Origin of the sequence: Undibacterium sp. RuTC16W, from assembly GCF_049339445.1 — a bacterium.
GTDB lineage: Bacteria > Pseudomonadota > Gammaproteobacteria > Burkholderiales > Burkholderiaceae_D > Undibacterium.
In genome coordinates this window covers 24209-36585 of record NZ_JBMPPE010000004.1, presented here as the reverse complement: position 1 = coordinate 36585, position 12377 = coordinate 24209, and the positions used below count along the sequence as shown (strand labels likewise).

Genomic DNA, 12377 nt, shown 5'->3' with positions numbered 1-12377 from the left:
CGCCTGCCTTTTCTCTGTGTCTCAATGCCTCCGTGGTGAGAGATATTAGTTTTTGGGTCAGCTCTATCAATGTGTTTTTTAATTTGAAGATTTTTAGAAGTTACCCGTATTGAATCCGCAGCTTACATGCGGCTTTCAGAGGCATTTCAGCCTGACAGGCGCGTCCAGCTTGCGGATTCATTTGAGAGCCGCAATCAACACCAGCTCAAACCGTGTCCTTCTGCGACACCTCGGTGTGTCATTTTTACTGCCGCTTAAAGGTTTTGTATTTGTGTAAGGGTGTCATTCAATTAGCCTGATTCGCTGACTTCAGCCGGTAACGCGGATGCTCGCGTAAGGTGGCAAAACAAAACCCCTTTTGCTCAAGACCTGATATCAGCGGCTCCAGATTTTCCGGCATCCATGCTTGCTTGCGCGACCAGATCCCCAGATGTGCCATAAAAATATCGCCATCTGTCAGCTGACTCAAAGCACGCTGCAATAAAACCGGATTACTCCATTTTTCGCTGGGCAATTCGTCACCGGAGAATCCGGCAGGATCCCAGCCCACATGGGCATAAGCACAAGCTTGCCCTGCCTTCAGTAAATTCGGGGTTAATTTGCCACCGGGAGCGCGCCAGAATGGATCCAGTTTACGGCCCGTGAGTTGTTCAAAGCGCTGATCTACCCGCTTCAATTCATTGCAATATTGCTCAGCAGTCCAGACAATATGTTGCCCTGCCTGTGCGCCAAATTGCGGCTTCACAGCAATGCGGCCGTCAGCAAGATCTCTCACGGCATACACATGGTCAAAGGTATGCGTACCAAACGCATGCCCGTCTGCGACGAGCTGCTTCCAATACGCGCCCCATGCCGGATCCAGCGAATAATCACCTTTCACGGTTTTTTCATTCGCGAGAAAAAAAGTTGCCTTGATGTGGTGGCGACGTAAACTCGTGGCAATCAGCTCTGCCTGAGACTGGCTGCCTGTATCAAAGGTCAGATAGATCTTACCCTTGCATGCAGATGCCTGCGTGGCAGCTGAAGTTACTGACGTTGCTGAAATGGCGTCCGCAGACAGAAGCAGCAATGCGCTTGCGCCAGCTGCAACAGCGAGGACAGGGAGCGCCGCGGCGATTGCTGCCAACCAGACAGATTTACATGCGGGACGCATGATTAATGAAATACACACCGTGTGGAGAACGTCCGACCGGAATCAGCTTAATGACTTTTTTCGACGGGACGTCAATGACTGCTACCTTTTTAATCCAGCGTAAAGTGACCCAGAGAGTTTTGCCATCATCGCTGAGCTCCATGCAGTCAGGTCCGCCGGGGACAGCAATCGTACCCGTATTCTCCAAAGTGACCTGATCAATGATATTGATCGTGTTTGAAACGCGGTTTGACACGAATACATGACGCTTGTCACCCAATGCGCGGAAATTATGCGTACCGGCACCAGCCTTAATACGCTTCACGGTTTTTTGAGTACGCCAGTCGATGACTTCGACGTAGTCGCTGCCCATAATGCCGACTAACAAATATTTATCGTCAGGTGTCATCGCAATACCGGCAGGCAGCTTGCCAACCGGGATCGTCCACTTCACTTTTTGCGTTGCCAGATCAATTGCAGAAACCTGGTCACTTCCCTGATGCGTAATAAATACCGTCGTGCTGGCAGCGTCGAATGCCATATGGCTCGGCAATTTCGCCAGAGGAACCCGGTTAACCAGCGTCAGATCCTTGCCGTCGTATTTATAAAAATCGACACGATCCAGACGCAGTGAGTTGGAGACAAACCATTTTTGATCGGGAGAAAAGCCGATCTGGTAAGGATCAGCGATATCTTTGATACGGCGCTGGATTTGTCCCGTCTTAGGGTCCAGAAATACCAGCTCATCGCCCACCGCATTCGCGACGATCAGTGACTTGTTGTCGGGTGTTGCCATCAAATGATGTGGCTCTTTACCGATAGGGAAAGTGCTGATTTCTTTTTGCGTATCCTGATCCAGCAAACTCACGGTCGCATCACGCGAATTCAAGATCACGACCACACTGGCTTCTGCTTGTGAAATGAGGACGGAGGATAAGGACAACAGCACACACAAAAAACGACTACGCATGAATTTCTACCGCTTTGCAATGAAGGGAAAGATAAATAGAACTTACGCAAAACTGTTACCGCAAGGAGTAGTCACCAAGACAGCTGGCTATAGAAACTATGCTGCAGTAAAGCGCTGTAAGAGCAGCGCGGCGGTTTTGCCTGAGTTCTGAAATGAGTTACCGTATTTTAACCTGCCGGACGCAGTAGCATCGTGACAAGCTGTTAATTACTGCGGTTTTCCTCCCGCTTCTGACCGGCTTTTTACCTGTTTTTGATAAAAATCAACAAATATTTCGCCCGCTCAGACTGGATTTATCTACGCTCATCAAATTCGTGTGCAGAATTTGGGTACAATTGCGCCAGTTTTTTGATCAACATTGAAGGAAATATCATGTCCACCACTACCACCGTATCCGGCTTGCAATACGAAGATAAAGTCCTTGGCGCAGGCGCAGAAGCAACTGCGGGCGACCACGTTGTTGTGCACTACACCGGCTGGTTGCAAAATCCCGATGGCAGCGCAGGTAAAAAATTCGACTCCAGCAAAGACCGCAATGATCCGTTCTCCTTCCCCTTAGGCGCCGGTCATGTCATTAAAGGCTGGGATGAAGGCGTACAAGGCATGAAAATCGGCGGCACACGTGTACTGACGATCCCGTCGTCACTCGGCTACGGCCCGCGCGGCGCGGGTGGCGTGATTCCACCAAATGCTACTTTGATTTTTGAAGTTGAATTGCTGGGCGTTTAATAAAACGCATCATATAGGGAGTATGTTCTAAAACAGTGCCTAATCCGCTTAATCTGATTGCGTGTTAAAACGATACTCCCAAGCAGTATGCAAAAGCCTCGATGGATATCGAGGCTTTTTTACTTTAATTTAATTGGTTGTTTTAAACGAACGTGATCCGGTCTCTATCCAAATCCGCTAAAAAATAGCCAAATAGCACGCAGGCATCAAATCATCCGCCATGCCATTTTATCGCCCCGGATGATTGCTGTATTTTTCATCGACAAACCACCTGAACAACGTCTGAAAAACAAAAATAAAATCAATAAATTCAATATGTTGGAAAATAAAAAAGGTTTAACAGTGTTTGACGATTTTCTTTATAGCATCAGTGTAAGCTTGCCAGACAGATACAAAAATGCCCGACGGGCAACGATCTGATTGCAAGATTGAGGCTCAAGAATGTACCGGCTATTAAAACATGGTAAGCATCCTGCGAAGCGATTTCGACTACTGGTAGTTGATGATCAGCCCATGAACATTCAGGTGCTTTACCAGATATTTTCAGAAGATCATGATGTTTTCATGGCGACCAGTGGCGAGCAGGCGCTTGCCTTTTGTCAGGAAACGCCTCCTGACCTGATTCTGCTTGATGTTCTGATGCCGGACCTCAGCGGCATTGAAGTGTGCAGACGCCTCAAAGCGAATCCGCTGACTGCCGACATCCCCCTGATCTTTGTTACCGGCCAAAGCAATCCCGAAGAAGAAGCGATTGGCCTGTCCGCAGGTGGCGTGGACTTTATCTCAAAACCCGTCAATGCAACGGTTGTCAGAGCACGGGTCCAGACACACCTGATGTTAAAGTTTCAGGCGGAACGTATAGAAGAAGCAAACCGCACATTAGAAGCCAGAGTGGCAGAACGCACAGAGGAACTGCAACAAGCCATGGATCATGTAGTGCAACAAGAAAAAATGGCATCCCTTGGCAGCCTCGTCGCAGGTATCACGCATGAGCTCCATACGCCGCTCAGCAATATGCGCCTTGTTTCGGCATCCCTGCTGGATCGTGTAGAGCAGCTGGCGGATGATCTGAGCGCCGGTAAAATTTCCAGATCAACCCTGGACGGATTCATTACGTATTGCCGCGAAAGCAGCGCATTGATCGAACGGGCGTCAGAGCGTTCGTATTCATTAATCGAAAGCTTCAAACAAGTCTCCGTTGATCAAAGCAGTGACCGGCGTTGTGAATTTGACCTGCTGGATATTGTGTCGCATACAGTCAGCACCTTACGACCGATGCTCAAGACCACATCGCACAGTGTGGACATCGATATTCCTGCCGGCATCATCATCGATAGTTTTCCCGGTCCGCTCGAACAAATTATTACTAATCTGATCACCAACTCCATCGCCCACGCCTTCCCTGATCGTGAAGGGGGCACCATGCATATCTGTGCACGGCATACTGACCATCATTTCACCGTCAGTTTTGAAGATAATGGCGTCGGCATCTCGGACGATATCAAGCTACGTATTTTTGATCCGTTTTTTACAACCAAAGCTGGACGAGGCGGCTCAGGCATTGGGATGTACACGGTCTACAATCTGGTGACAAGCTTATATGGCGGCACAATTGAAATCGATGGCAGACTTGGACAAGGCGCCAGAATTACTGCGAAATTCCCAATTTCAGAACGTAAATCTCAATAAGCATATGATCAATTCGATCATTTCGATCTAGGCGACCGATACAATCAATGTAATCTGCACAATCAAATGAGGTAATAATGCGGAGCAGGCATCCTGCTTTGGTGCAGGTTAAATGCACTAGGGAATTGCAATATCAGACGAGTAAGGCGGCCACGCGGGCAAAATCCAGGTTTTGCATGCCATGGTCGGCATCCCGCATGACAGTTTCGGAATAAACCTGCGACAACGCAGGTCGTAACTGAAGATACAGATCACAAGCACGCATATTTTTTTGTGCGAGAAGCAGTTTCAATTCCTGCAAATCCTGAATACCTGTCCCATCAGGCAGCTCCGCAGCAAGACCAACCCGAAAACGTCCATGATTGCCTGTATCTACGGATGAGCGCTGCTGCCATTGTATGGCGGCCTCAATCACAATGTGCAGGCATTGTGCAGCGGTATCCAGAAGAGCGGACATCTGCTGATCCTGCCCGTCTTGAATCGCTAACTCGATTTGCCGAGCTGCGTTCTGAAAGTCTGTTGCACCGAGTGTACCTAGTGTGCCGCGCAAGGTATGAAATATCGCTATGACATCGTCACGATACCCTGACGACCAGGCATGCCTAGCCTCCTCGACCGGAGTAAGTCCCCGATCAATCAGCTTTTGTATCATGCCATCGACGGCCGTCCGGAAGCTTTCGTGCGCAATACACATCGCTTCCAGGCGGACGATATCAATGACCGGATCACACTGATGAGCCGCACCGACGTACTCATCAGATGATTCATCATTCTGCTGTTTTGATATAGGCATCAGATGGTTTACCCCGGTTATATCTCAAACCGGTTACGGCATGATACGGTTGAGCAGAGCTTAAAAACCACTCTTAAAACTACTCTTTGATGAAGTGCTCGCGATAGTATTTGAGCTCTTCGATCGACTCAATGATGTCGGCCATCGCCGTATGCTTCTGATGTTTCTTAAAACCGCTGGCAATCGCCGGTTTCCAACGCTTGCAGAGCTCTTTTAATGTAGAGACGTCCAGATTGCGGTAATGAAAAAAAGCTTCCAGTTTCGGCATGCCACGCGCCATAAAGCGCCGGTCCTGACAAATCGAATTGCCGCACATCGGCGATTTGCCAGCCGGTACATATTGTTTTAGAAAAGCGATCAGTTCTTTTTCTGCATCTGCCTCAGATACTGTCGAGGCTTTTACACGATCAATCAAGCCGGAGCGGCCATGCGTTCCTTTATTCCAGGCATCCATCTTGTCCATGATCTCGTCTGGCTGATGAATCGCAAATACCGGTCCCTCAGCGAGGACATTCAGTTGCATATCAGTGACGACCACGGCAACCTCGATGATACGATCATTATCCGGGTCTAGCCCTGTCATCTCCATATCGAGCCAAATCAGATTAAACTCATTAGGCTTGGCTAGCGGCGTTGCAGGTGTTGTTGTCGTTGCAGATGCAGATGCAGCGGTGTTTGCTTGAATGTCGTTAGCTTGTGACATAATTCTTCCTTCTCTTAATCAATGTGGCATTTTCCCATGATTTCTGTAGCATTTTCTGTTTTATTCGCGGCATTTTTACTGCTCACCCTGGTCTTACGCTTCTGGCTGGGCTCGCGCCATATTCGCCATATTTTGCGGCATCGCGCCGCAGTCCCTGCCGAGTTTGCAGAAAAAATCCCGCTCGCCGCACATCAAAAAGCGGCGGACTATACCATCGCCAAAACCAAGCTGGACATGGTACTGCTGGTACTAAACACCGCTGTACTCATTGGTTTTACCCTGCTCGGTGGCCTGCAACTGTTGTCGGTCACACTGGTAAAATTCACCGGTCCCGGCATGACCTACCAACTATGCCTGTTAGCGTCTTTTGCTCTGATCGGCAGCCTGATCGACTTGCCTTTTGATTACTACAAACAATTTGTGCTGGAGCAAAAATTCGGTTTCAATAAAATGACACCCGCCCTGTTTTTTGCCGACATGCTAAAAAGTAGCTTACTCGGCGCGGCTATTGGCCTGCCACTGATCTGGGTTGTACTCAGTCTGATGGAAAAATCCGGTGCATTGTGGTGGCTATATGCCTGGCTGGTGTGGAGCGGTTTTCAGTTATTGATGATGTTGATTTATCCCAGTGTCATTGCTCCACTGTTTAATAAATTCACGCCTTTGGACGATGATAGCTTGCGTACCCGCATCGAAGGTTTAATGCAACGTGTCGGCTTTGCCTCCAGCGGCTTGTTCGTCATGGATGGCTCCAAGCGCAGCGCGCATGGTAATGCTTATTTCTCTGGCTTCGGTGCAGCAAAACGTATCGTATTTTTCGATACCCTGTTGTCCCGCCTGTCACCGCCAGAGATCGAAGCCGTCTTAGCCCATGAACTGGGACATTTCAAACTCAAGCATATCGTCAAACGAATCAGCGTCATGTTCTTTGTGTCGCTCGGCTTTCTCGCTCTGCTGGGCTATCTGAAACAGCAGCTCTGGTTTTATAACGGTCTCGGTGTTGACCCGATGCTGCTCGCCTCGAATGACGCCATGGCACTGATCCTGTTTATGCTGGCACTGCCGGTTTTCACATTCATTCTATCTCCGCTGACATCGATCAGTTCACGCAAACATGAATTTGAAGCCGATGCTTTTGCAGCAAAACATACCAATGCAAACGATCTCGTTGCGGCACTGGTCAAACTGTATGAGGACAATGCATCCACCCTGACGCCAGATCCTTTGCATTCCAAATTCTATGATTCCCATCCGCCAGCCTCTGTGCGCATACATCAACTACTTTCGGTCACTCCATCATGATCAATACCACTACCCTGCTCGCAAAAAAATCACTGCATACAGAAACTGCATTAGACACCAGCGTCTTACCTGCGTATTTTGCAGCGACACCTGGCTGGACTCAAGACGGTCCGCGTATCGTCAAGACGTTCAACTTCAAAAATTACTACGAGACGCTCGCCTTCATCAATGCGATCGCCTATGTCATCCATGCAGAAGATCATCATCCTGAACTGGTCGTCACCTACAACCGTTGCACCATTAAATTCGATACCCATACCGTCAATGACGGCAAAGGCGGTATCTCGGAAAATGACTTTATCTGCGCAGCAAAAGTCGATGCGATTTTTCAGCAAAGCTTTTCTTAATGAGTAACACCAAGACCAAACTGTTAGCGACCGTCATCGCGGCTCATGGCAGACACTATCTGGTACAGGCAGACGACATCAAATTGCATTGTGTCACGCGTGGTAAAAAAACAGATGTCGCCGTCGGTGACATCGTCGAATACCAGCTGACGTCAAAGAATCAGGGCGTGATTGAAGCCATCACGCCGCGTAAGACCCTGCTGTATCGCTCGGATCAATATAAGTCAAAAATGCTGGCGGCAAACCTGACGCAATTACTGATTGTCGTCGCAACCGAACCCAGCTTTGCCGATGATCTGATTTCACGCGCCTTGGTCGCGTCTGAATCCTCAGGCATCAAAGCCACCATCGTCCTGAATAAAATCGACGTAGAAGCAAGCCTGCCAAAGGCACGCGAGCGCCTTGCCTTATATGCTGGCCTAGGCTATCCTGTGTTAGAAGTCTCGGTCACCGCAGCACCGGAGGCGACACGTGCAACCATGATGGACCTGATCGAAGGTAACAACACCATCCTGATCGGCCAGTCCGGCATGGGAAAATCTTCACTGATCAACTTATTGATCCCCGATGCCGAGATCGCCACCAGAGAAATCTCTGCTGCGCTGGACACGGGCAAACACACCACGACCTTCACCCGCCTGTATCAAATGGATGCAGAAACCGCCGTCATCGACTCTCCGGGCTTTCAGGAATTCGGCCTGCATCATCTGAGCGAAGGCATGCTGGAACGTGCGTTCCCAGAGTTTTTACCGCATCTTGGTCAATGTAAATTCTATAATTGTCATCACCACACCGAGCCAGGCTGTGCGATTTTAAGTGCCGTCAAATCCGGCGACATTGCACAAATGCGTCATGATCTGTTTGAACAGCTCGTACATGAAGCTGCGCAAACTATCGGTTATAAATAAGCCCCTGCCTGCTTATCTCCAGTGCCTGGTATGCGGCATGCTGAGGACCTCACTAGATTCGGTATCAACATAAGTCCCATTCAAAGTCCCGGTCTGCAATCGCAGGCCGGCCTTTATGCCTCTAATCATGCACCCTCAGCTGTTTCACTACTGGCTTCGTTAGCAACCTTATCCCCCCGTTTATACCACCTGCCACGCTTATTCCCGTGTGATCAAGACCCGATGTAGGCTAGAAATAACAAACTAGTAAGCTTCGCCTATTTCATATAATCTGCACAATTGCAGTAATTTCAATAGTCAAAAATCACCTGAATCGGTAGCGGTTCAAACATGTGAAAATAATAAAAAAGTCATTAAACTTAATTCAACCAAACGCGTCAAAGACAAGCTTGCTCCATTAAAAATCATATCAACGCGGCCAAAAGCCGATCAAAGGAGAATCGAATGCGCAGGACAACTCCCGGTACCAAGAAGATTTTAAGCCTGGCCTTAGCCTCGTTGCTAGGCGCTTGCTTTCTGACGCCGTCGGCGTTGGCCGATACGCTTTTGCTGCGTCAGCCTAGCATCTCACGTGATCATCTTGCCTTTGTGTATGCGGGTGATATCTGGCTGACTGGTCGCGACGGACAAAATCCGGTGCGACTGACGACACATCCGGCATCGGAGTTTTCTCCTAAGTTTTCTCCTGACGGTAAATGGCTTGCTTATTCGGCCAGTTACGACAACAACACGGATGTCTATGTGATCCCCGTCGAAGGTGGTCAGGCGCGCCGTTTGACTTGGCATCCGGGTCAGGATGTCCTCGTTGGCTGGAGTGCTGATGGCAAGCGCGTCCTGTTCGCATCGAACCGAGAAATAGCCAACAGTCGCAGTAACCAGCTATACGAAGTACCACTCGAGGGCGGCTACGAGAAAAAAGTCATGGAGGCCATCGCCTTTGAAGGCAACTGGTCGGTTGATGGCAAATTTCTTGCCTACCGCCCGTTCCGCCAGGCATATAGCGGCCCTAGCGGCTGGCGACTGCATCGCGGCGGCACTACGCCACCGATCTGGATCATGGATGTCGCCAATAACAAATTAGAAAAAATACCGCATGAAAACGCGACCGACAGCAATCCTGTCTGGGTCGGTGACGAGGTATTTTTTATCTCTGATCGCGATAACAAAGTAGCGAATCTATTTGCCTATAACCGCAAGACCAAGGCTGTTCGCCAGGTCACGCAAGAGACTATCTGGGATATCCGCAACATCAGCGCAGCAGGCAATACGGTCGTGTATGAAGTCGGTGGCGAGCTGAAAGAGCTTGACGCTGCAACAGGAAAAACACATACCATCCACGTCAATCTGGATGCGCAAATTAGCCAGGCAATGCAAGCCCGCCCTCAATGGAAGGATGCCAGCAGTACGATTACTTCTGCCGCTTTGTCCCCTACCGGCAAGCGCGTCGTAGTCAGTGCGCGTGGCGATATCTTTACCGTTCCGGTTAAAGACGGCTCGGTACGTAACCTCACCGAGAGTTCGGGCATTCGCGAAAAAGACGGTTTATGGAGCCCGGACGGCAAACAAATTGCCTACCTATCTGATGCAGGACGGCAGCATCATCTGATACTGCGGGATCAGACCGGACTCGACAAACCAAAAACATTCAGCCTCGGTCAGCCTGGTTATTACACGCTACTCGACTGGTCCCCGGATAATCAGATGATTGTGTATCAGGACAACCACCTCCAGTTGTATGCGATCCATCTCCATAACGGCAGCATCAGTAAAATCGATACCAGCTCACGACGCTCCCGGTTCAATGTCTCGTTTTCATCAGACAGTAAATGGCTGGCCTATACCGTTGTCGGCGCGAATCATTTTTCACAAATAAAACTACATGATTTCGGTAGCAGCAAAAATACCAGCCTCACAGATGGCATGAGCCATGCCGACAACCCCGTCTTTGCCGCAGCTGACTACCTGTACTTCACGGCCTCAATCAATTCCGGACCAACGCAGGTCGGTCTAGACATGTCAACGCAGGAACGACCTCTGCGTAATGGTTTGTATGTCGCCGTACTCGCAGCCGACGGCAAATCGCCTCTATTGCCAAAGAGTGGCGATGAAGAAGCGAAAAAGGATGAGGATAAAAAAGACGAAGCTAAAAAAGACTCCGCAAAAGACGCAAACAAAGATACAGGCAAGGATAAAGACAGTACCAAGGATGCGACAGCTAAAGCACCCAAGGCAGTCCGGATTGATCTCGCTGGCCTGCAGCAACGCATCGTCGCCTTGCCCGTCGCAGAACGTAATTACGACAATCTGGCAGTCGCATCCGATGGTTCGCTGTTCTATCTGGAACATCGTCAGCCAGGTGTCAGCCATGAACCGCCTGCCAACAAAGACGACGATGATGCCGAGTTGATGCGATTTAGCGTCGAAGATAAAAAAGCGAAATCCCTGCGTCAGGGTATCGCTTCATTTAGTCTGAGTGCGGATGGCAAAAAAATCCTGATCCAGTATGCGAAAAGCAAACTCGATGTCGGCGATGCCAGCGAAAAACTGGATGCAAAATCCATTGATCTGTCGCAAGTCCGCATGCAGGTCAATCCACGCGAAGAATGGGAACAAATTTTCAACGAAACCTGGTGGATGGAGAAAGAATTTTTCTACGATGCAAATCTGCATGGTATCGACTGGGATGCGATCTACACGCGCTATCATGCCCTGCTCAAGCACGTGCAACGTCGTGAAGACCTGAATGACTTGCTGGTCGAAATGATCGGTGAGCTGCAGGTCGGACACAATCGTGTCGGTGGCGGCGATATCTATCAAGAGAAACCCGTTGCGGTTGGCCTGCTCGGTGCCGACTATAGCTATGAGCAAGGCCACTATCGTATTAAAACCATCTATCGCGGCGATCGCTGGAATCCGTTTCTGGCAGCACCTCTTGCCACACCGGGATTGACTATTAAAGAGGGGGACTATCTGCTCGCGATCAATGGAAAAACATTGGATAGCGGCAAAAACCTGTATTCCCTGTTAGCCAATACCGTAGGTAAGCAAATAACGCTGACCGTGTCCGGCGACCTGAGCAATCAGCAAAGCCGGCAAGTAATCGTCCAGCCAGTCGCCAACGAGGGTGCCTTGCGTCAGTGGCACTGGATAGAAAAAAATCGCGAATACGTCCAGAAAAAAACAGATGGCAAAGTCGCCTATGTGTACTTACCCGATACCGGCTCTGATGGTTATCAGTATTTCAACCGCATGTTTTATGCGCAGGCAGATAAAGCTGCGCTGATCGTTGATGAACGTCGCAACAGCGGTGGACAAGCGGCGAACTACATCACTGACATACTGAGCCGTAAATATCTGGCAAGCTGGAAAGACCGGGACGGCCTCTTGTTTGATACACCTGGCGCAGCGATATACGGACCCAAGGCGATGCTGATCGATCAGGACGCCGGATCGGGTGGTGATTTCCTGCCGTATTCATTTAAACGCCTGGGCTTAGGCACCTTGATCGGCAAGCGTACCTGGGGTGGTCTGATCGGCATTTCGACGAACCCTGAATTGATCGATGGCGGATTTTTACTGGTACCCTTCTTCCGTTTCTTTACACCGGATGGTGAATGGCGTGTAGAAAATGAGGGGGTTGCGCCAGATATGGATGTCGAACTCGATCCGGCTGAGGTCAATGCTGGCAGAGACACGCAGCTGGATGCAGCGATTCAACATGTCATGCAAAAACTTCAGACTTACCAGGCAGTGCAACGGCAACAAGCACCTGCGATGCCGAAGTTAGGTAAATAAATGATGCCG

At 49.5% G+C, this 12377-nt stretch carries 10 protein-coding genes; 6 read left to right on the top strand and 4 right to left on the bottom strand.

The genetic code is table 11. The features are described 5' to 3' along the window. Positions 1-286 precede the first annotated feature (286 nt). On the bottom strand, positions 287-1153 hold the full coding sequence (locus ACO0K4_RS09110) for a polysaccharide deacetylase family protein (RefSeq protein WP_422956313.1): 867 nt from the start codon (positions 1151-1153) through the stop codon (positions 287-289). Further along, the gene (locus ACO0K4_RS09105; protein WP_422956312.1) at positions 1137-2102 is read right to left on the bottom strand and encodes a cytochrome D1 domain-containing protein; all 966 of its coding nucleotides are present in this window, start codon (positions 2100-2102) and stop codon (positions 1137-1139) included. Before ACO0K4_RS09105 ends, ACO0K4_RS09110 begins: the two co-directional genes overlap by 17 nt. Positions 2103-2474: 372 nt before the next feature. On the opposite strand from ACO0K4_RS09105, the gene ACO0K4_RS09100 reads away from it, so the two are divergent. Then, positions 2475-2831 carry an FKBP-type peptidyl-prolyl cis-trans isomerase gene (locus ACO0K4_RS09100; protein ID WP_422956311.1) on the top strand — a complete coding sequence of 119 codons (357 nt, stop codon included), beginning with the start codon at positions 2475-2477 and terminating at the stop codon, positions 2829-2831. A gap of 441 nt (positions 2832-3272) precedes the next feature. Further along, a complete protein-coding gene (locus tag ACO0K4_RS09095; protein ID WP_422956310.1) occupies positions 3273-4520 on the top strand; it encodes a sensor histidine kinase in 1248 nt (415 codons plus the stop codon). 133 nt (positions 4521-4653) lie between these two features. On the opposite strand, the gene ACO0K4_RS09090 is transcribed toward ACO0K4_RS09095, so the two are convergent. After that, positions 4654-5313 carry an Hpt domain-containing protein gene (locus tag ACO0K4_RS09090; protein ID WP_422956309.1) on the bottom strand — a complete coding sequence of 220 codons (660 nt, stop codon included), beginning with the start codon at positions 5311-5313 and terminating at the stop codon, positions 4654-4656. 79 nt (positions 5314-5392) lie between these two features. Next, the gene (gene orn / locus ACO0K4_RS09085; protein ID WP_422956308.1) at positions 5393-6016 is read right to left on the bottom strand and encodes an oligoribonuclease; all 624 of its coding nucleotides are present in this window, start codon (positions 6014-6016) and stop codon (positions 5393-5395) included. Between the two features lie 36 nt (positions 6017-6052). Here orn and ACO0K4_RS09080 point away from each other — a divergent pair, with 36 nt between their 5' ends. The 4 genes from ACO0K4_RS09080 (at position 6053) to ACO0K4_RS09065 (ending at position 12368) form a co-directional block, all read left to right on the top strand. Beyond that, entirely contained in the window at positions 6053-7318 is a 1266-nt protein-coding gene (locus ACO0K4_RS09080; RefSeq protein ID WP_422956307.1) for a M48 family metallopeptidase, read from the top strand. Beyond that, positions 7312-7665 (top strand): 4a-hydroxytetrahydrobiopterin dehydratase, encoded by a 354-nt coding sequence (locus tag ACO0K4_RS09075; protein WP_422956631.1) that lies wholly within the window; start codon positions 7312-7314, stop codon positions 7663-7665. Before ACO0K4_RS09080 ends, ACO0K4_RS09075 begins: the two co-directional genes overlap by 7 nt. Further along, a complete protein-coding gene (rsgA, locus tag ACO0K4_RS09070) occupies positions 7665-8573 on the top strand; it encodes a ribosome small subunit-dependent GTPase A (RefSeq protein ID WP_422956306.1) in 909 nt (302 codons plus the stop codon). The genes ACO0K4_RS09075 and rsgA overlap by 1 nt, the downstream gene beginning before the upstream one ends. Before the next feature lie 444 nt (positions 8574-9017). After that, positions 9018-12368 carry a S41 family peptidase gene (locus ACO0K4_RS09065; protein WP_422956305.1) on the top strand — a complete coding sequence of 1117 codons (3351 nt, stop codon included), beginning with the start codon at positions 9018-9020 and terminating at the stop codon, positions 12366-12368. Positions 12369-12377 lie beyond the last annotated feature (9 nt).

Excerpts from the sequence above, each read along its gene's own strand:
- ACO0K4_RS09105 (WP_422956312.1), bottom strand. The coding sequence starts at position 2,102 with ATGCGTAGTCGTTTTTTGTGTGTGCTGTTGTCCTTATCCTCCGTCCTC.
- ACO0K4_RS09110 (WP_422956313.1), bottom strand. The coding sequence starts at position 1,153 with ATGCGTCCCGCATGTAAATCTGTCTGGTTGGCAGCAATCGCCGCGGCG.
- ACO0K4_RS09065 (WP_422956305.1), top strand. The coding sequence starts at position 9,018 with ATGCGCAGGACAACTCCCGGTACCAAGAAGATTTTAAGCCTGGCCTTA.
- ACO0K4_RS09080 (WP_422956307.1), top strand. The coding sequence starts at position 6,053 with ATGATTTCTGTAGCATTTTCTGTTTTATTCGCGGCATTTTTACTGCTC.
- ACO0K4_RS09100 (WP_422956311.1), top strand. The coding sequence starts at position 2,475 with ATGTCCACCACTACCACCGTATCCGGCTTGCAATACGAAGATAAAGTC.
- ACO0K4_RS09095 (WP_422956310.1), top strand. The coding sequence starts at position 3,273 with ATGTACCGGCTATTAAAACATGGTAAGCATCCTGCGAAGCGATTTCGA.
- rsgA (WP_422956306.1), top strand. The coding sequence starts at position 7,665 with ATGAGTAACACCAAGACCAAACTGTTAGCGACCGTCATCGCGGCTCAT.
- ACO0K4_RS09090 (WP_422956309.1), bottom strand. The coding sequence starts at position 5,313 with ATGCCTATATCAAAACAGCAGAATGATGAATCATCTGATGAGTACGTC.
- orn (WP_422956308.1), bottom strand. The coding sequence starts at position 6,016 with ATGTCACAAGCTAACGACATTCAAGCAAACACCGCTGCATCTGCATCT.